Source organism: Metabacillus sp. RB-C-LZQ-3-1, from assembly GCF_058315175.1.
On the sequence record NZ_JBZFLI010000001.1, the window covers coordinates 597,823 to 617,959 of the forward strand.

20 protein-coding genes are annotated in these 20,137 nt (G+C 37.0%); 16 read left to right on the forward strand and 4 right to left on the reverse strand.

Translation table 11 applies throughout. The annotated features are described in order from the left end of the window. Positions 1–23 precede the first annotated feature (23 nt). The 10 genes from AC4GZ8_RS03155 (at position 24) to AC4GZ8_RS03200 (ending at position 9,428) form a co-directional block, all read left to right on the forward strand. On the forward strand, positions 24–257 hold the full coding sequence (locus AC4GZ8_RS03155; protein WP_098798873.1) for a glutaredoxin family protein: 234 nt from the start codon (positions 24–26) through the stop codon (positions 255–257). 26 nt (positions 258–283) lie between these two features. Next, positions 284–679 carry a DsrE/DsrF/DrsH-like family protein gene (locus AC4GZ8_RS03160; protein WP_491080343.1) on the forward strand — a complete coding sequence of 132 codons (396 nt, stop codon included), beginning with the start codon at positions 284–286 and terminating at the stop codon, positions 677–679. Between the two features lie 51 nt (positions 680–730). Beyond that, positions 731–1,858: an MBL fold metallo-hydrolase gene (locus tag AC4GZ8_RS03165; protein ID WP_491080344.1), complete on the forward strand. Its 1,128-nt coding sequence runs from the start codon at positions 731–733 to the stop codon at positions 1,856–1,858. 104 nt (positions 1,859–1,962) lie between these two features. Continuing rightward, on the forward strand, positions 1,963–2,190 hold the full coding sequence (locus tag AC4GZ8_RS03170; protein WP_491080345.1) for a sulfurtransferase TusA family protein: 228 nt from the start codon (positions 1,963–1,965) through the stop codon (positions 2,188–2,190). Positions 2,191–2,246: 56 nt separating this feature from the next. Then, positions 2,247–3,026, forward strand: coding sequence for a sulfite exporter TauE/SafE family protein (locus AC4GZ8_RS03175; protein WP_491080346.1), 780 nt, complete (start codon positions 2,247–2,249; stop codon positions 3,024–3,026). Between the two features lie 712 nt (positions 3,027–3,738). Beyond that, a complete protein-coding gene (locus AC4GZ8_RS03180; RefSeq protein WP_491080347.1) occupies positions 3,739–4,050 on the forward strand; it encodes a hypothetical protein in 312 nt (103 codons plus the stop codon). A 636-nt stretch (positions 4,051–4,686) separates the two neighbouring features. After that, positions 4,687–5,391 (forward strand): HAD family hydrolase, encoded by a 705-nt coding sequence (locus AC4GZ8_RS03185; protein WP_491080348.1) that lies wholly within the window; start codon positions 4,687–4,689, stop codon positions 5,389–5,391. 1,006 nt (positions 5,392–6,397) lie between these two features. Next, on the forward strand, positions 6,398–7,318 hold the full coding sequence (locus AC4GZ8_RS03190; protein WP_491080349.1) for an aldo/keto reductase: 921 nt from the start codon (positions 6,398–6,400) through the stop codon (positions 7,316–7,318). 55 nt (positions 7,319–7,373) lie between these two features. Further along, positions 7,374–8,348: an aldo/keto reductase family protein gene (locus AC4GZ8_RS03195; RefSeq protein ID WP_491080350.1), complete on the forward strand. Its 975-nt coding sequence runs from the start codon at positions 7,374–7,376 to the stop codon at positions 8,346–8,348. A gap of 150 nt (positions 8,349–8,498) precedes the next feature. Further along, positions 8,499–9,428 carry a phytanoyl-CoA dioxygenase family protein gene (locus AC4GZ8_RS03200; RefSeq protein WP_491080351.1) on the forward strand — a complete coding sequence of 310 codons (930 nt, stop codon included), beginning with the start codon at positions 8,499–8,501 and terminating at the stop codon, positions 9,426–9,428. Between the two features lie 239 nt (positions 9,429–9,667). Here AC4GZ8_RS03200 and AC4GZ8_RS03205 read toward each other — a convergent pair whose 3' ends face one another. Both AC4GZ8_RS03205 and AC4GZ8_RS03210 read right to left on the reverse strand, forming a co-directional pair. After that, entirely contained in the window at positions 9,668–10,312 is a 645-nt protein-coding gene (locus AC4GZ8_RS03205) for a ThuA domain-containing protein (protein ID WP_491080352.1), read from the reverse strand. Positions 10,313–10,326: 14 nt separating this feature from the next. Continuing rightward, positions 10,327–11,040 carry an SDR family oxidoreductase gene (locus tag AC4GZ8_RS03210; RefSeq protein WP_491080353.1) on the reverse strand — a complete coding sequence of 238 codons (714 nt, stop codon included), beginning with the start codon at positions 11,038–11,040 and terminating at the stop codon, positions 10,327–10,329. 1,147 nt (positions 11,041–12,187) lie between these two features. On the opposite strand from AC4GZ8_RS03210, the gene AC4GZ8_RS03215 reads away from it, so the two are divergent. The 6 genes from AC4GZ8_RS03215 to AC4GZ8_RS03240 all read left to right on the forward strand — a co-directional run bounded on the left by AC4GZ8_RS03215 (position 12,188) and on the right by AC4GZ8_RS03240 (position 17,951). Then, positions 12,188–13,162, forward strand: coding sequence for an SIS domain-containing protein (locus AC4GZ8_RS03215; protein WP_491080354.1), 975 nt, complete (start codon positions 12,188–12,190; stop codon positions 13,160–13,162). Between the two features lie 35 nt (positions 13,163–13,197). Next, positions 13,198–14,481 carry an ABC transporter substrate-binding protein gene (locus tag AC4GZ8_RS03220; protein WP_491080355.1) on the forward strand — a complete coding sequence of 428 codons (1,284 nt, stop codon included), beginning with the start codon at positions 13,198–13,200 and terminating at the stop codon, positions 14,479–14,481. Positions 14,482–14,554: 73 nt separating this feature from the next. Further along, positions 14,555–15,439 (forward strand): carbohydrate ABC transporter permease, encoded by an 885-nt coding sequence (locus AC4GZ8_RS03225; RefSeq protein ID WP_491080356.1) that lies wholly within the window; start codon positions 14,555–14,557, stop codon positions 15,437–15,439. A gap of 5 nt (positions 15,440–15,444) precedes the next feature. Beyond that, positions 15,445–16,335 carry a carbohydrate ABC transporter permease gene (locus tag AC4GZ8_RS03230; RefSeq protein ID WP_491080357.1) on the forward strand — a complete coding sequence of 297 codons (891 nt, stop codon included), beginning with the start codon at positions 15,445–15,447 and terminating at the stop codon, positions 16,333–16,335. A gap of 6 nt (positions 16,336–16,341) precedes the next feature. Continuing rightward, positions 16,342–17,166: a PfkB family carbohydrate kinase gene (locus AC4GZ8_RS03235; protein WP_491080358.1), complete on the forward strand. Its 825-nt coding sequence runs from the start codon at positions 16,342–16,344 to the stop codon at positions 17,164–17,166. A 59-nt stretch (positions 17,167–17,225) separates the two neighbouring features. Then, a complete protein-coding gene (locus AC4GZ8_RS03240) occupies positions 17,226–17,951 on the forward strand; it encodes a GntR family transcriptional regulator (protein ID WP_491080359.1) in 726 nt (241 codons plus the stop codon). A 133-nt stretch (positions 17,952–18,084) separates the two neighbouring features. On the opposite strand, the gene AC4GZ8_RS03245 is transcribed toward AC4GZ8_RS03240, so the two are convergent. Both AC4GZ8_RS03245 and fdhA read right to left on the reverse strand, forming a co-directional pair. Then, entirely contained in the window at positions 18,085–18,831 is a 747-nt protein-coding gene (locus tag AC4GZ8_RS03245; RefSeq protein ID WP_491080360.1) for an MIP/aquaporin family protein, read from the reverse strand. A 12-nt stretch (positions 18,832–18,843) separates the two neighbouring features. Next, positions 18,844–20,058 (reverse strand): formaldehyde dehydrogenase, glutathione-independent, encoded by a 1,215-nt coding sequence (fdhA, locus tag AC4GZ8_RS03250; RefSeq protein ID WP_491080361.1) that lies wholly within the window; start codon positions 20,056–20,058, stop codon positions 18,844–18,846. Between the last annotated feature and the right edge of the window lie 79 nt (positions 20,059–20,137).

Sequence of the window (20,137 nt, forward strand, 5' to 3'; positions counted from 1 at the left end):
TTTATGAAGGAGGAGAAGATGAAATGAAAAACAACGTAACAGTTTATACGACTTCAACTTGTCCTTATTGTGATATGATGAAAAATTTCTTGAAGGATAAGGATATTCCTTTTCATGAAGTTAACGTACAGAAAGACCCTGTGGCTGCAAATAAATTAGTTGCAACAACAGGTCAGATGGGAGTCCCACAAACGGAAGTAAACGGTAAATGGGTGTTGGGATTTGATCCTGATACACTTATGAGTTTATTGAAATAATTTAAAAAGAATTGGAGGAATTTTAGATGGCAAAAAAGGTAGCAATTATTGCGAGTAATGGTGGGTTGTTTGATGCATACAAAGTATTTAATATTGCGACGGCTGCAGCAGCAACAGATCAAGAGGTAGCCATTTTCTTTACCTTTGAAGGGTTAAATCTCATTCATAAGGAAGGATACAAACAACTTCCAATGCCAGAAGGAAAAGAACATTTTGTAGAAGGTTTTACAAAAGCAAACGTTCCTTCTATCCCAGAATTAGTGGATATGGCAAAAGAAATGGGTGTAACATTCATTGGATGCCAGATGACAATGGATGTTATGGGATTAGAGAAAGATGCTTTTATAGATGGTATTGAGGTTGGTGGGGCCGTAACGTTCCTTGAGTTTGCAAAAGATGCTGATGTAACTTTAACATTTTAACGATTTTCTTATATTTTTTTAACCTAAATAATACTATAGGGGGTATTTTAGATGAGCATTAGAGAAATGACTTCACAAGAAGTAACACAGAAAGTGATCAATCAAGAGGAATTATTTATTTTAGATGTCAGAAATGAAGATGCTTTTAGTGATTGGAAAATTGAAGGGGCAAACTTTGATTATCTAAATGTACCTTATTTCGATTTATTAGATGGTGTGGAGGGAATTTTAGATCAACTTCCATCAGACAAAGAAATTTTAGTTGTTTGTGCTAAAGAAGGTTCATCTGTCATAGTTGCTGACATGCTTTCTGAAGAGGGGTTAAGTGTTGCCTATCTAAAAGGTGGTATGAAAGCATGGAGCGAACATTTAGAGCCTATTAAAGTAGGGGATTTAAAAGACGGTGGAGAAATTTATCAATTTGTTCGTATTGGAAAAGGTTGTTTATCTTATATGGTCGTTTCAAATGGTGAGGCTGCCATTATGGATGCAACAAGAATGACAGATGTCTATACGGAGTTTGCTGAAAAGATTGGTGCAACAATTACACATGTATTTGATACACATTTACATGCAGACCACATTTCAGGTGGTAGAGCAATAGCCGAAAAAACCAAAGCAACATACTGGTTGCCACCAAAGGACGCAACAGAAGTTACATTTGAGTATCAACCGCTAGAAGGTGGTACGGATGTAACCATCGGTAACACAACGATCAATATCCATGCTTTATATTCTCCAGGTCATACGATTGGTTCAACGTCTTTTGTTGTCGATGAAAAGTTCTTACTTTCGGGTGATATTTTATTCATTGATTCTATCGGTAGACCAGACTTAGCAGGTATGGCAGAAGATTGGGTAGGCGATTTACGAGAAAGTCTTTACACACGTTATAGAGAATTATCAGAGGAACTTATTGTTCTTCCAGCCCACTTTATGATTATTAACGAATTAAATGAAGACGGTAGTGTTTCTGCAAAATTAGGTACTCTGTTTGCACAAAACCATGGGTTAAACATTGAAGACGAAAACGAGTTTAGAAGATTAGTGACGGAAAATTTACCGCTGCAACCAAATGCTTACCAAGAAATCCGTGAAACAAACATGGGGAAAATCAGTCCAGATGATGAGAAACAACGTGAGATGGAAATTGGTCCAAACCGTTGTGCTGTTCGATAAGAGAAACTTAGCGATAGTAGAGGTCTGGTTGGACTTTTACTATCATCCTTAACTTAAGTGACTAAGAGTAAAAAAATATTAGAATTATTAGGAGGAATTTCAACATGAACGTAGCAAAAGTATTAGACGCAAAAGGGTTAGCGTGCCCTATGCCTATTGTAAAAACAAAGAAGGCAATCAATGAATTAGAAGAAGGAGAGATTTTAGAAATTCATGCAACAGATAAAGGAGCAAAAAGTGACCTTGGGGCCTGGGCAAAGTCAGGTGGTCATGAGTTACTAAAAGATTCAGAAGATGATGGAGTACTCAAGTTCTGGATTAAAAAAGGCTAAAAAATAATGAAGGGGACCAATACGGTTCCCTTTTATAGTATAGGAGGCAAAACGAAATGGATTTACTATTTATATTAACGATCTTTCTGATAGGGTTCATTGGTTCATATATATCCGGTATGGTTGGTATAGGAGGATCAATCATAAAATATCCAATGTTACTCTATATTCCTCCGTTATTTGGGTTGGCCGCATTTAGTACACATGAAGTGTCAGGTATTAGTGCCGTACAAGTATTCTTTGCAACACTTGGTGGAGTATGGGCTTACCGTAAAGGTGGCTATTTAAATAAGACACTTATCACCTTTATGGGAATAAGTATTTTAATTGGTAGTTTTATAGGAAGTTATGGTTCAAGGATGATGTCTGGAGAAATCATAAACCTTGTTTATGGTATTTTAGCATTGCTTGCAGCGATTATGATGTTCTTGCCGAAAAAAGGTCGAGATGATATCCCTCCTAATCAAGTTACTTTTAATAAGTGGTTAGCGGCATTATTTGCTTTTATGGTAGGTATAGGAGCAGGTATTGTTGGGGCAGCAGGGGCTTTTCTATTGGTTCCAATTATGTTAGTTATTTTAAAATTGCCAACACGTGTGACGATTGCATCCTCTCTAGCCATTACATTCATCTCATCAATTGGTGCTACAGTTGGGAAAATATCAACTGGCCAGGTAGAATTTCTTCCTGCGTTCATTATGGTTATAGCGAGTTTAATTGCTTCTCCATTGGGAGCAAAAATGGGACAGAAAGTAAATACAAAACTCTTGCAATGGATATTAGCACTGTTAATTTTGGGTACTTCAATTAAGATTTGGTTGGATATTCTTAGTTAAGAAGTTTAATTGAAGTTAAAGGGAGACCCGGTCAAAGGGTTTCCCTATTTTGGATAAATTAACAACCCGTGGGGGATGCAATAAAACCTCTTTTAATTTCCTCTAAATATCATTTTACCGTCCAGGGCTTTGAACATGGTCTTCCTCTGCAGCCGATGCCTCTGCTCTAGTAACATGAACAGTACCAAATAGATGATTTGGAGGAACTATCAGACCTTATCCAAAGAAACATTGATATATTAAACGTCGTTTGTTGCATAGACAAATATACTATGCAATATCAATAAAACCAGCTATTTACTTAAAATGTAAAATAACGCTACTAAAATATTCAAGGATAGTTATGTCGGAGTTCACTTAAATAGTGAAGAAGCGATCTTCAACAATCTTCAGCGCTATTGTGGAATAACATATAGATTTAAACGACTTTATTGTTATATTTTTAAGTACGGTGAACTATCTTACATCAATAATTAAACAACTATATTTTACCCCGTCCTAAAATTGGAACGGACTTATGCTTGTTTGAGATTAAAAAATGAAATAACTTTATTGTATTTACACAAAACAAGCAAAGAAATGCTGTAGGAGAAGCTTTTGTCATAACTGTACTATGCAACCACCATTATGAAATCTTACAAGATCGAATTAATGTAAGAGGAATATCTCCAATAAGCGAAGCGGATTATGAATAGGGGGAACGACTGCATTATTGGATGCAAGCGGCTTTTCCATCCAAAAAATCGTGAATGTACAAAAATACACAAGCGAGGATGAACGAGTGGATAAGGTACTATTCGTTATTACAACAGATGGAATGGAAAATGCAAGCCGTGAATATACCGCTAACAAAATCAAGAATATGATTGAACATCAAAAAAGAGAAATATGGATGGGACTTCATGTTTCTAGGGGCGGATATTGGTACATTTCAACTGCTGCACATTTTGGAATAGATGAGGACTTTGCCGTTGACTACCACGCTGAAAACAACATTGAAACAAAATTAAATTTGATTTTGTAAGCGAAGCTGTAATAAAACTTCGGAGTGGTAAGGAAATTGATCGAAGTTGGAAAAAAGGAATTAAACATGATGATAAGCGTCGATCTTGAAATAATTATTTGACTAAGATACATTCCAAAGAAGTCTTATATTAAAAAGAGGTTAAATATCCGGAGTTTAAAAAATACTTAAAGCAGAAACATGCTTTAATAGAGGGCGAAAAGAAATTGAGGGAGTTATCAGTAAAACAGTATATTAATAGACTAGAGAACATGTACCTGAAGGAATTTATAACGAAGAAAAACAAATTGACTCCATATTGGAAAAGAAAAGGGGGATTGAAGTGAAAATATAGGTCCTCTTATTGCTCATTATAAATTTACTTTGGAACATTTTATTTACCAGAATAATATTATGTAAACTATGAAGAGCGCGCTAAAAGATTCTATACGAAATAGTTAACGATAAGTTTATAAAAGCAGTGTGTTTCATATGTAAGCACTCTGCTTTTATTCTATATATTTATGTATCTAAAAAAGAACAATTTAGAGAACCCTAGCTGTTTTTCGAAAATCTATTCCTCAGCAAATAGACAAACAAAATACTGAGTCAAGCATAGATAAGTGATATCATACTAATATGAGGAGGGCTATGCGAATGGATACGATAATTTTTGATGTTGATGATACACTATATGACCAAGCACAATCTTTTCATAAAACGGTGAGGAAGCTATTTCAAGAACCATTAGCAAACGATGAAATTGACCAATTATATAAAGCTAGTCGAAAATATAGCGAGATTTTATTTGATCAAAGTGAAGCGGGGGAAATATCACAATTTGAGTGGCAGACCGGGCGAATTATCGCTGCTTGTAAGGACTTTAACATTCCTATAGATACAGAAAAAGCGGCTATTTTTCATGAAACGTATGTTGCCGAACAAAAAAACATTGCATTGTTTCCAGAAGTGGAAGAACTGCTAAATGCACTTTACAAAGAAGGAAAACAGCTTGGGATTCTTACAAACGGTGAGGAAACACACCAAGCCATGAAAATAAAGCAACTCGGCCTTAGTCGGTGGATACCTGCAGAAAAGACGTTTATTTCTGGAACAATTGGTCATGCAAAACCGAAAAGAGAAGTATTTAATTTTATTGAAGAGAAAATGGGCCTTGACCAAACCAAAACGGTTTATATCGGGGACAATTTTGAAAAAGATATAATCGGAGCAAAACAAGCAGGCTGGCAGGCGGTCTGGATGAACCATCGTAAGAAGGGATTACCAGCAAATGCTGCCTATAAACCAGATAAAGAAGTAAATAGTGCTAAAGAGCTATTGGATTTATTTGTAAAAGCATAGGTCGTCAAATAAAAGTTGTATCGAAAAATGAATATCTGAAAGTGATTGACAAATTTAATGGAAGAACAATGTGTGGTTTTAGATTTAACAAAGGAACATAAGTTTTCTCGTGCGATGTAAGATGACATCCGTCTGGAACGAAGAGAAGCAGAAATTCTCGGTTATTTAATGGATCACGCAATGACTTCTTGTACAAAGAAGCAAATCGAAGAATCATTTGGGAAAATCGCAATGTTAGTACCTTCAGCGGTGAAAAGGTATATGACAAGTATACAAAATAGCTAAAACATCATGAGGCGTGAACATATTGCAGACGCTGTTTTAGTGACAACAAATAATGGTTATATATGGAGCTGACATGCCTTCTATTGTCCTCCGTTAGACTGGTTGCGTAAAAAGTAACCGGTCTTTTTTTATACTAAAGGTACGAAGAAAATAGAAGGAAGATAATGATGAATGGAACACAGCGTGTGGCAGAGGCATTATAGATGAGAGGTTTATTTCTCTTAGTAAAAATGATGTCATTGAACTTCCGAAAGAAAACCCAAAAGAAGACATTGAAAAGGTTTTTTCAAGTGAACATTACACCCCCCTTTCTTTTATATATAAACTATAAAATTTATAGTATGTAATGTTGATGTTATTATATTAAAAAAAATTCAGTAATTGAAATATAGTTTGAGTGAACATATACTTTTTTTGAAAGGAAACATATACAGGGTTTGAATAGTAGAGTGTTAAATGGAAAACTAACGGTTTAAAAAGTACCCTGAAAAACGTCTTGAAAATTGGTAGCCCTTTCATACTGGTGTGGTTGTTGTAATGAATCTGTATCAATTTAAAAAAGGAGAATACGTTATGGTGAACAGTTTACAAAGTACGAGAACCTACATAACGGAGTGAAATTGCTATGGTTGGGTTTTAGGAGTTTTCAAGAGAGTGACGGGGAATAGGTCCTTTTCGTTTTAACAAATAACGGAGATCAAAAAAATTTGAGGTGATTATAGTGAAGTATAGACGATTAGGGAAAACGGATTTAAATGTTTCTGTTGTTGGTGTTGGTACTTGGCAATTCGGTGGAGACTGGGGTAGAGATTTCAATCAAGACGAGGTAGATTCCATTTTAACAAGAGCAAAAGATTTGGGCATTAATTTGATAGATACAGCGGAATGTTATGGTCCGCATCATATGTCTGAACGTTTCATTGGTGACTTCCTTTCAAGAGACCGCCGGGAAGACTGGGTTGTCGCTTCAAAGTTTGGACATAAATGGCACGATTCATGGGGGCATGCATGGAGTGTTGATGATGTTCGTGTGCAATTAGAGGAATCCTTAAAGGCATTAAAAACTGATTATATTGATCTCTATCAGTTCCATTCTGGATCAGATGAAGATTTTAATAACGATGACCTTTGGACGATGTTGGACAAGCAGGTACAAGCAGGTAAAGTGCGAAACTTGGGAATTTCGATAGGTAGCAATAATAATATTTATCAAACAACGAACGCAACGAAAGTAGGGGCGAAGGCCATTCAGGTTGTGTATAATCGAATCGATCAAATTCCAGAGGAGAATGTATTTCCTTCTTGTATTGAACAAGACCTTGGTGTATTAGCGCGAGTTCCATTAGCGAGTGGATTTTTAAGTGGAAAATATAAGCCAGGAGCGGTGTTTAGTGATAATGTAAGAAAAGGTCGTAGTCGCGAAGATGTAGATGAAAAATTGCGATTGGTTGAGCAAATAAAACAAAATGAAGTGCCAGAAAGTGTAAATATGGCAGAATGGGCATTGGCATGGTGTTTACAACACCCTGCAGTTACATGTGTTATTCCTGGTTGTAAGAGTGTTGAGCAAGTGGAAATGAACGCAAGAGCGGCTCAACTAAATTTAGTTAAAGAAAATCATCCGAGTGCGGTCGTTAAATAAAAAATAGACATGCTCTTACGCTGGAATGAAATTTCAATAAAAAGGAGTGTTGTTGATGAAATATCGTCGTTTAGGAAATAGCGGTTTAAAGGTCAGTGAAATTGCATTAGGTAGTTGGCTCACATATGGTGAATCTGTCGATCAGCAAAATGCGATTGATATCATCCATCATGCTTATAATCTAGGAATTAACTTTTTTGATACAGCAAATGCGTATAATGCTGGTGAAGCTGAAAAGGTTGTTGGACAAGCATTAAAAGAGTATGATCGCTCAAGCTATGTGCTTGCAACGAAATTATTTTTCCCAATGGGAGAAGGGCCAAACCAACGTGGTTTATCAAGAAAAGCTGTTATCGAACAATGTGATGCAAGCTTAAAGCGTTTAGGTGTTGATTATATCGATTTATATCAATGTCATCGTTTTGATGAAGATACACCAACTGAAGAAACTTTACGAGCACTTGATGATTTAGTAGCACAAGGTAAGATCTTGTATTACGGAGTAAGTGAATGGAGTGCTGTCCAAATCAAGGATGCCATGAAGATTACCGATAAAAGAAATCTTCGTCCTATGATCTCAAACCAACCGATTTACAATATGCTTGTGCGCTACATCGAAAAAGAAGTTCTCCCTACTTCTTTGGAAGAAGGGATTGGTCAAGTGGTGTTCTCTCCACTCGCTCAAGGTATCTTAACTGGTAAATACAAGCCAGGTCAAACGGTTCCACAAGACAGCCGTGCGGCAAATGACAAAATCAATCGCTGGATAAATAGCTATTTAAGAGATGATGTACTAGAGTGTATTGCTCGCCTTGAAAACGTTGCAGCCAGTCAGGGGCTTAAACTTTCACAATTAGCAATTGCATGGATCCTAAGACAACCAGGTGTAAGCTCAACAATTGTTGGTGCAAGTAAAGCAAGCCAGCTTGATGAAAACGTCAAAGCATCTGGAGTTGAACTATCTGCAGATGTTCTTGAAGAGGTTGAAGGAATCTTGAAAGAGATTGATGGATTTGTCCCAATTTGGTAAAAGGCGAATAGAAGTTGAGGCGTTTTTTAAGCACTCCTTTCATTATTGTAAAAATTGAAAATATTACAAAAAAATGGTAAGATAATACACATGTTGTAAGCGCTTTATCGATTTTGATCTGTCCATCCATAAAGATAAGGGGGATATAAATTGACAAAATATAAGGTGTTAAATCAAGAACAAGTCAATCAGTTTATCGAGTTAGGTTGGGTAAAGGTTGAACAAGCATTCCCTAAAGAGGTGGCGTTAGAAGCTCAAAAAATTGTATGGCAGAATGTTGAAAAACGAGGAGTACTAAGGAATGATCGATCAACTTGGACTGAAGAAATGGTACAATTAAATGAAAACTATGAACATGATGAATTCCAGAAATGTAATACAAAAAGGTTAGCAGATGCAATTGAAGATCTTGTAGGGGAGGGTCGATGGGCGAACAGGACAGTATATGGTGAAAGTGAAAAGAAGGTTGGCTATGGATGGTGGCCAGTTAATTTTTCTCAAGGTGCTAATAAACCATGGAATGTACCGAATACAGGTTGGCATTGGGATGGTATTCATTTTCGCCATTATCTTGACAGTCCAGAACAAGGCCTGCTTTGCTTAAATTTATTCTCTGAAATAGGAAAACAAGGTGGGGGCACGCTTGTGGCAGAAGGTTCACATAAAGTGGTAGCAAAATTTCTTTCCAAGCAACCAGACGGTATTGAGCTTGGAGACGGTATTCGTACACTGAATAAGCAGCACCCGTGGTTTTCCGAATTAACTGCATCTAATAAAAAGGATGGCACAGGTACAATTTATGAACAAGATCGGATAGAGAAATTTATGGAAAATCCGTATGTTGATGAAGATGGAATCAAGCTTCAGGTTGTTGAAACCACCGGAAATCCTGGAGATGTCATTTTATGTCACCCGTTTTTATATCATGCTGCATCACAGAATCATTCAGGCGTTCCTCGTTTCATGTGTAATCGGACCACTCCACTAACTGAGAGAATAAACTTAAACCGTACAGATGGGAACTATTCACCTTTAGAGTGGAGTATTAAATCGGTTATACATAAAGAAGCTGCAATATAAAAAAATTATTATTCACATTAATAGAGGAGCTGCAATTAATTAGCAGCCCCTCTATTTTTTTAGATTAATTAATACTGATTCTACAAAAAGGAAAAATGGCTATTATTATCCTTTAAAATATGATGACTGATATACGAGATGCATTTGTAGTTCTGTGTAAGAAGTATAAGCCGCTTCAAGTTGGATGACACATTTTTTTGGGTGGAGGGACAATGTTACCTGTCCCCCCGTTGCATTCGTTATTTAGATAACGCCCAATTAATTTTTTCTGCTAATAATCTTGAGACGTTTTCATTTAACATTCCGGCTTTCGTGTGAGCTGGGGTAAAACAGCATACCTTTCCTTTCCCATAGGAATGCTTCCAGCCTGCGATGGAATCGCCATCTACACCTGTACTCCAAAGGTCTACTTCTGTATTTGCTACATCACACTGGACAAAATACTGCTCATCGGAAAGGGAAAAAGTATTCTCTCCACTTTTTTCATTTTCCTTCAACATGTAGATAACATCCTGAAGTCCTGGTGGGTGATACTCAAAATATCCTCGTAGCATCTGAATGTAGTTGCTATCAGGTTCATATCCTGCTGAACCAGCATGCCACGCTAAGACATTGCCCCCATCTTCCACATAATTGACAATCTTTTTATCCAATTCATCCGTTAGCCAAGTGAACACGCGTTCATCTTTCGGATTTAATTGATCCATTTTAGCATTGATGAATAAGTCAGGCTTTTCATCAAGGACTTTTGAAACCTCTTCATGCGTAATGAATTGAAGATTTACTTTCTTATTTGCTAATCGTTCTATTGCTGCTTCTAATCCAGCCTTTGCATCATCAGCATTATGCCAATAGTCTCCTAGTAATGCGACAATTTTTACCATCGTTTCTATCACCCTTACCAGTTCAATTTATTCCCTTGATAATCAATGTACATATGTTCTTCAATTGCCGGGGCCTTTAATATTTGCTCTTTAATTCCTGTTGCCGATTCTATTGCATCGATCGTTGCATTTGGATTAAATTCACCGAATATATACGTTCTTACATATCCTGGGTGGAATGCTAAAACCTTGACCCCGAATTCCTTTAACTGATTTTGTAATATCGTTAATTGCATGTTTAAAGCTGACTTGGACATACAATAGCCATATTCTTTTTTTCGCCAAGAATCTGTTAAGCTAGCAGCTTCTGAGGAAATATTCGCTAGTATTTTACGATTACCTTTCATTAATAACGGTACCACAGATTTTGAAACACGAAGTGGTCCAAATACATTAGTATCAAAAAGCTTCATCATATCCTCGTAATTGAACTCCCCAAATATATCTTCGGAACGGTCTTTGTATATTGCTGCATTATTAATAAGAATATCTAGTTGACCAGCATTTTTTTCAATATATTTAGCGACCTCATCCACAGATTTCTGATCGGTAACATCTAATGAAACGATGTCTAAATCCTCACCAAATTCCTTTTTTAATTCATCAAGCTCTGTCCAATCATTCATATAACGACCAGCAAATACTTTAAAATTAGATTTTAGAAAAACCTCTGTTAAAGCTAGTCCTAAACCTCTGTCAGCACCTGTTATGTAAACAGTCTGTTTCATTTTATTCCAACTCCCTATGTGTATAATAGTGAAAACACTTACATCTATACAATATTCTTCCTTTGATTTCATTTTCCTTGTTATTTCTAATGAAAATTTGGAATTAAAACTCAACTGATGAAAGAAATGGCTAATGTTAGTAGGATTCCTAATAAAGAGATAAAACTTCGACGTTGCCATTGCTAGTTTAGTAATGTCCATCATAACTTTTAGAGACTAAGAAAACTAGTCGATTGGCGAGCCTGAAAGACGAAGACAGAGACGTTAGTTGCCCTTTACTCTAAATAATCTATTAAGTGTTTAATTGTGATTGGCCGTGATGGAAAGAGAGAGATCTCTGAGAATGTATGAATGGTCACAATTTCTTACCAAGCCTATGATGGTGGAGGTATGAAAATTAACCTAAACGGATTCCACTAGGCGTCTTTCATGCCAATTCTCTTTTTCACTAGAAAATTCCATTGTTGAGCGGAAAAAGATTTTTCATTCATTTGAAGTAATGCTTCTTATTGACACACTAACATGACTTTTCCATGAATACACATCACTATCTGTAATGAAGAAACCGTAAAATTTCCTGGGTAAGCGCATACTTTGACAAAACATACTGTTTTCATCTTCACCATTGGTGAATTTTTGCACCTTTTATCGAAAAAGCATTTAAATAAGAAACTTATAAAATTGAGGAGATTCCTAGGTTCGTTTTAATTAGGTGCTAGGAAATGGCATAAGGAATCCAATCCTAAGTTTAAAAAAGAAGAGTTTAGAACAAGGGAAGATCGATCAAGTGTCGTGTTAAAGATAAGAATCCAACTAAAAGGATATCATCTGATTCCCTAGTTTCGTTTAATAGCAGCCAATTATATTTGGCTGTTATTTTCTTTGTGAATTTTCCATTTCAGAAATTTTAACTCCTCTTATAACCAGATACTTTTCCCAAATGGATGAGAATAGTTTTTTCACTTTTACCCCTTATTAAATTCAAAAAAAAATAATTATTAGAAAATTTAAAAATAAACCGTTGACCTATGACATCATATGATGTACTATAGCCATATAGATGATGTTATATGACATCATAATAACTTAGGGAGATAGAAAAATTCACTACCTACCTAAGTTAAAACTTGAAGGGAGAGTTGAATTTATGAAACAAGAGCATGTGGAACAAATTCAAAACGTGATCGAGGCTGTGAAAGGGAAGGATATTAAAAACATTTTCTTTGTTGCATGTGGCGGTTCTATGGCAGCGCTTTCACTAGGGGATTATTTTATTACGAAAGATACTGACATGCCAAGCTTTGTTTATACTTCTAATGAATTTATTCATCGTGCACCAAAAGCATTGGGGGAAAACAGCCTTGTCATACTGAGATCTCATTCTGGTACAACTCCAGAAACAGTTGGAGCTGCTACATATGCTAGGGAACAAGGTGCCTTAACTGTTGCCATTTCAATGGATGTTGAATCACCGCTTTGTCAAGAATCAGAATACACTGTACATTACAATTACAAAGATGGGTCTGATCCTATTGATGGGGAAATAGGGGTTTACTACACGTTACTCTTTACATTACTTCATCAACTTACTGGGGAAGAAAAATATCTTCGCGGTGTGGAGCAATTATCTAAGCTAGGTCAGTTAATTGAAAGCAACCAAGCGAAGCATAAGGATGTAGCTGACGCATTCGGAAAGAAGTATAAGCGTGATAAGGTTATTTACACAATGGCGAGTGGAGCATATATCCACCATGCTTATTCATTCACAAGTTGCTTGTTGATGGAAATGCTTTGGATCAACTCAAACGCAATTCATTCAGGAGAATATTTCCATGGACCATTTGAAGTAACTGATTTTGATGTCCCATTTTTAATCGTAGTAGGAGAGGGACCAAGTACACCGCTTGATCAACGTGCTCTTGATTTTGTCACGAAATATAGCGAAAAAGTTGAAGTTGTTAACGTTAAAGAGTTTGATTATAGTGGGGTGGACGAAGACCTTAAAGAGTATTTTGGTACAGCACTAGCAGGTCCTGTATTACGCTTATACGCTGATGGTTTAGCTGAACATACTGGACATCCATTATCAGTAAGAAGATATATGTGGAAAATCGAGTATTAATAGTCAAAAATGGGTTACGGGGAGGAAATAATGTAATGAAAAAGTTCGTAAGCTTTTTAGTTATTATTTTAGCTGGCTCTATGTTTTTAGCAGCATGTTCTTCCTCCAATGAAAGCAATGGCGAAGCATCTGAGGGTGATCAAGTAGTGATTGATTTCTTTCATAGATGGCCGAATGAACCAAGAAAATCATTTTATGATGAAAAAATTGCAGAATTTGAAAAGCTGCATCCTAATGTAAAAATTAATGTTGATGCTGTTTTAAATGATTCTTATAAAGAAAAGATTCGAGTAATGGTTTCAAATGATGATCTTCCTGATGTTTTCACCTCATGGTCAGACACTTTTGCTGCAAATCTAGTAAGCTCAGGTCGTATTATGGAGCTAAATGATATAATGTCGGAGGATACAGATTGGTCAGGTAATATTATCGAGTCTCAATATGCCGGATTTACGTTTGATGATGTTACGTATGGAATACCGTTTACTGTTGACGGTAAAGCTTTCTTTTTTAACAAACAAATATTTGAAGAAAATAATATAGCGGTACCAGAGTCATATGATGAACTTATTAATGCGTTAGAACAACTGAAGGAAGCTGGCTATGAAACACCATTAGTAGAAGGTTTAACAAATGGTTGGGCAATCTCTCATTACATGGGAACTATTTTTGATAGAGTCATAGACAATAATGTCCTTCTAAAAGACTATAACATTGAGACGGGTGAATATACTGATCCAGGATATATTCGCGGTCTGGAAATCTTTAAAGAGTTAACGACTTACATGGGTGATGTCTCAACGGCAATTGATCATGAAGCAGCTCGAAACATGTTTGCTGCTGGTGAAGTTCCAATATTATATATGCAATTTGCTGAGGTTAAATATGTACAGGATGCCGGCGATGTGGAGTTTGGGTTCTTTAATTTCCCTGCAGTTGAAGATGGAAAAGGAAGACCTAAATCACTTACTGGTGCACCAGAAGGTTGGATGTTAAGTAAAAATGCTCCTCCTGAAGCAGTAGAGTTTTTAAAATTCCTGACTTCAGAGGAAACAGCCAAAGCTTTTACGAAAGCAGATGGTCAGTTGAATGCTATTAAAGGCGGTGTAACGGAAGAAACCTCCAATCCAACAAGTCTGGAAGCCTATCAAATTATTCTAGAAGCATCAGATGCGACCCCTTGGTTTGATAATGCGGTTGATATATCCATTGCTGATATTTTCATGCGAGGCGGTCAGGAATTAGCAACAGGTCAAACGACACCAGAAGAGATTATGGCAAAAGTACAGGAAGCAGCTGCTAAATTACGTAACCAATAAAAAATCCAATTGCCCTAACTAAGATATGAAAAAGGTTAGGGCAATTCTTCAAAAGAAGGGTGGGGGATTTGTAATGAAGGTAAAAAAGGCGAATATAACACCAATCATATTCATGTTACCAACCATTCTATTATTAGGACTATTTATTTACATACCACTTATTCAAAACTTTTATAATAGTTTTTTTGAATTTAGTGTATTTTCTCAATCAAAAGAGTTTGTTGGTTTGAGTAAAATGAAAGAATTACTTGTTGATGAGGTAGCCATCATTGCATTAAACAATAATGTCAAATATGCCATCATTTCCGTGTTACTGCAAGTGTTCTTTGCTTTAGCACTAGCTGCTATTTTAGAGGATAAATTTTTTAGACGCTTTGCTCCAGCTTTACGAGTTATTTATTTTATACCAGTCATGATTTCAATCTCTGTTATTGCCTTATTATTTGGATTTGTCTATAATCCCCAAATTGGGTTATTAAATAGTTTCCTAGAGCTCATTGGATTAGGTCACTTGGCCAAGCCTTGGTTAGGTCATTCAACAACTGCAATATATAGTGTTATTGCAATGTCCCAATGGCAAAGTATTGGGCTGATTACGATGTTGTTTATCGTTGCAATTCAGAAAATTCCGAAAGAGTTATATGAAGCTGCAGAGATAGATGGTGCTGGAAAAATACGAAGATTCTTTAGTGTAACGGTACCACAAGTGAAAGAAGCTACGTTTGTTAACTTATTAGTTACTGTGACTGGATCTATTCTAGTATTTAATGAACCTTATATTCTCACAAACGGTGGTCCAGGAAATAGTTCAATGACCTTAGCGGTTCATATGTATCAAACAGGTTTCGTAAAAGATGACATGGGCTATGCATCAACATTAGCATCTCTTATCTTCCTATTATCTGCAATATTTGCGCTTATACAAATCAAAGTATCGAAAACAGGGAAGGAGGACTGAAATACATGATAAAAACGAACTTGAAGAAGTCAACTTTCCCTAGTACCGTTCCTACAAATAAAATGAAAATCCCAGTTCAGACACGAATCACCAAAAATATCGTATTTCTCGGTTTGCTGAGCTTTGCTATTATCATTCTCTATCCGTTATTTTGGATGTTTGTATCATCATTTAAAAGTTATCAGGAAATCTACACTAATGTTTGGGCTTTACCAACAGAATGGAAGTTTGAAAACTATTCCCTAGCATGGTCAAAAGGGATTTCGAGTTATTTTATCAACAGTGTGTATGTAACCGCATCAACGATTCTTTTAACCGTCATAATAGGATCGATGGCAGCGTTCGTCTTATCCAGGTATAAAAATCGATGGATTGACGCGGCTCTCTTATTTACGATTGGCGGGTTAATGATGAATCCACAAGTTGCTTTAATCCCTTTATTCGAAATTTTAACAATAACCAATTTAATCGATACACATTGGGCCCTCATTTTGACCTATGTATCCTATCGATTACCTTTAACGATTATATTGATTCGGGCTTTCTTCTTAACAGTACCTAAAGAGTTATCTGAATCAGCATTGATGGATGGGTGTACGGAATTCGGGATTTATTGGCGTATTTATTTACCAATATCAATACCTATTGTCGTTACATCTGTTATTTTAACCGCATATTTCGCTTGGAATGAATTCTTATTTGCGACCGTTTTCATTAATTCGAATGAATTAAAAACGATCCCTTCGGGGCTAATGGTCTTTCGAGATGCTCTTCGAACAGACTGGGGGGTATTGCTATCAGGAATGGTTATTGCTACAGTACCAATGATTGTTCTACTTATATTCTTACAAAAATATTTGGTTAGAGGTCTTGCAGAAGGCTCTGTGAAAGGATGATGACTCATGAAATTAATCTCAATTGGTGATAACGTAGTTGACTGTTATTTGGATCAAGGTAAATACTATCCTGGAGGTAATTGTGTCAATGTAGCCGTAAATGCCAAACGTAATGGGGCTGGTGAAGTTTCGTATATTGGAATATTTGGGAATGATGAGCCTGCCAATCATATCAAGTATGTGCTTAGTCAAGAAGGGATCGATTATCGTTTTTCACGCGACGTATTTGGTATTACTGGACAGCCGCAAGTTACATTAACAGAAGATCATGACCGTATATTTGTAGGTGGGCCTAAAAATACCGTACAGCATAAATTTAAAATTCAGCTCGTTCAAGAAGAGCTGGATTATATAAAAGCTTTTGATTTAAGCCATGTGAGCTGCTATTCCTCCATGGAAAGTGAACTCCCAAAATTGTCACAAGTGTCAAAAGTATCGTATGACTTTTCGAATAGGAAGGACCTGCCTTATATTGAATCAATTGCTCCGTATATTTCTTATGCTTTTTTCTCAGCTGCTGAGCTTTCAGATGAAGATTTTGAACGATTCATTAAAGATTTAAGTGCTTTTCGGTTTGAAATCATTGGGTTGACTAGAGGAGGAAGACCAGCGATCTTTATCAAAAATGGAGAGATGTATGAGCAGAAGGTAAAGAAAATTGAAGTGGTTGACACAATGGGTGCAGGTGATAGCTTAATCGCAGGCTTTTTAACTTCTTATATGAGTGGTGATGACATAGAAGTTGCGATTGAGAAAGGAACAAGGTCAGCTGAAAAGACTTGCCAAGAATACGGTGGATTCGGTTACCCAAAAGATATACAAAAAGTTTAACGACCATACAATGTTCATGTATAATTAATGGTAACGTTAAAAATATAGGAGCGAACCTTATGAGTAACCGCGATCAAATTCAAAATTATTTATATGAAGAAATCATGACCGGAATCAAACAATATATTGAAACGAATCAGTTAAATCAAGGTGATCAAATTCCTACTGAAGCTGAATTATGTGAAATTTTTCAAGCTAGCAGAATCTCCATTCGTCGTGCAATCAAAGAATTAGTAGACGAAGGTGTTCTTCAAATTATTCGAGGAAAAGGTACATTTGTAAATACATTTCGTAAAGAGATTCACCTTTTACATTTTCAGGGATACACCGAAGGATTGACGACAAAGAGTGATTTTATTACAAAAGATATTATTTCAATGGAGAAAATAAAGGGTACACCCCATATTAATCATAAATTTAACAATCAATTTGATGAGTATATTGAATTAGTAAGAAAAGTCTATCGAAATAACCAAATTTTAAGTTTGGATTATGCATATTTTCCAACAGCACTTTATCCCTCAATAGAAAACAAAATTACATCAGACAGTTCAACCTTTAAGATTATCAACGACGAGTATGGAATAAATTTCAAAAAAGTGTGTAAGGATCTTGAATTTGTACATCCAACAGAAGAAGTACAAAAGCTTCTAGAGGTTAATCGAATGACACCGATCATTTTAGTAGATAAAATTATTTATAACGAAGAATCAATCCCTGTCCACTATTCAAACTACTATTTAATCGCAGATCGGGTCAAGTTACGACTAGAAACAGATTACTAAATGTGGGGGACACGGGGACAGGTACATTGTCCCTCCATTTTTGGTAGGGTAATACACAGAAGCAGGGACGGTTCTTATGTTTTCAATAATGAAGCAAAAGAACCGTCCCACACTTCTCAAACTTTTTAAGGCTTCACCCTTTAACAGACCCCGCCATCTCCTGCTTAGTTGTTGTTAACCCTTTATAAGCAACAGCTCCTCCAATCGCACCGATAATCGGTCCAATCACATAAATTGGAAACTGTGCCCAGCTGATATGACCACCTGCTAAACTATTAATCACATAGGGACCAAATGTCCGAGCAGGGTTAAACGAAGCACCAGTTGCCCCAGCTGTTAACATGATAAGTCCGCCTACAGTCAATCCAATCACAAGCCCTGCCCAGTTTCCCGGGGCGTCCGAATCAACAGCAATCCCCATAATCACAAACATAAGGACAAATGCTGCGATCGCTTCTACAATAATCCCTTGTACATAGCCCGTACTTGAACCAAGTGATGTTGCGCCTAACCCTCCAAGGTGAAGACCATCCATTCCAAGAACAGCAACAATTGCCATTGCACCGATGATACCGCCAATGCACTGAGCGATGAGGTACGCAGGAACCTCTTTCCAAGCAAAGTGACCGGTGACTGCTAAACCAATTGTAACGGCAGGATTAATATGACAACCAGAGATTCTTCCAATGGTATAAATCATCGCCATGACGACAATCGCAAAGGCAACACTTATCACGCCGATATCCGCAAGCGTTGCCGCCGTATTATTACTTGCTGTAATGACCCCATTAAACGCAGCTGTTCCAGCACCAATGAGTACGAGTAAAGCAGTTCCAATACCTTCAGCCACACATCGTTTGAAAAGAACTGGGGGTTCCATGACAAACCTCCTCTATTTTACAAGTCCGTGAGGGTCAATGACATACTTTCTCGCTGCACCTTGATCAAACTCTTGGTATCCTCTTGGCGCATCTTCTAAAGAAATAACAGTTGCATTTACGGCTTTCGCAATTTGTGCTCTTCCACTTAAAATCGCTTGCATTAAGTCACGATGGTATTTCATCACAGGTGTTTGTCCGGTTACAAAGGTATGTGCTTTTGCCCAACCAAGGCCAAGACGCACCTTTAATGTCCCGATTCGTGCATCTTCATCAATTCCACCAGGATCCCCAGTTACATATAGCCCTGGAATACCAAGTCTCCCGCCAGCACGTGTTACGGTCATTATTGAATTAAGTACGGTTGCCGGCGCTTCCCCAGCATTTGCTCCATGTCCTGACGCTTCAAATCCCACGCAGTCAACGGCACAGTCGACTTCAGGAACCCCTAAAATTTGTTCGATTTGCTCACCAAGATCCGGATGTTCACGAAGGTTTATGGTTTCACATCCAAAGCTTTTTGCTTGTTGAAGCCGCTCTCCGTTCAGGTCACCGACAATAACAACAGCCGCACCGAGTAATTGAGCTGAGTGTGCTGCTGCTAACCCAACTGGACCTGCTCCAGCAATATAAACTGTCGAACCTGGTTTGACTCCTGCACTGACTGCACCATGATACCCTGTTGGAAAAATATCTGAGAGCATTGTTAAATCTTTTATTTTTTCCATTGCCTGATCTTTATCTGGGAATTTTAATAATTGGAAATCAGCATACGGAACCATAACATATTCAGACTGACCTCCGACCCATCCGCCCATATCAACATAGCCATACGCTGAACCCGGACGATCAGGATTTACATTTTCACAAATATGAGTGTCACGCTCTTTACAGCTACGACAACGCCCACAAGCAATATTAAATGGTACAGATACGAGATCGCCTTTTTTAATAAACTCAACATCACTTCCAACTTCAATGACTTCACCTGTAATTTCATGTCCAAGAATAAGTCCAGTTGGAGCGGTCGTTCTTCCGCGCACCATATGTTGATCGCTACCACATATGTTCGTTGTCACAACTTTCAAAATCACACCATGGTTACATTTACGACCAACATTCAGAGGATTAACACCTGGGCCATCTCTTAAAACTAAATCGGGATAACCTATGTCCTGTATTTCCACTTTACCTGGTTTCACATACGCGACTGCTCTGTTTCCACTCATTTTGCAATTCCTCCTTAAAATAAATGTTAGGTAGTTCACTTTACATAGTGCAAGAAGCGTGCCAAGATCCAAACTTTTA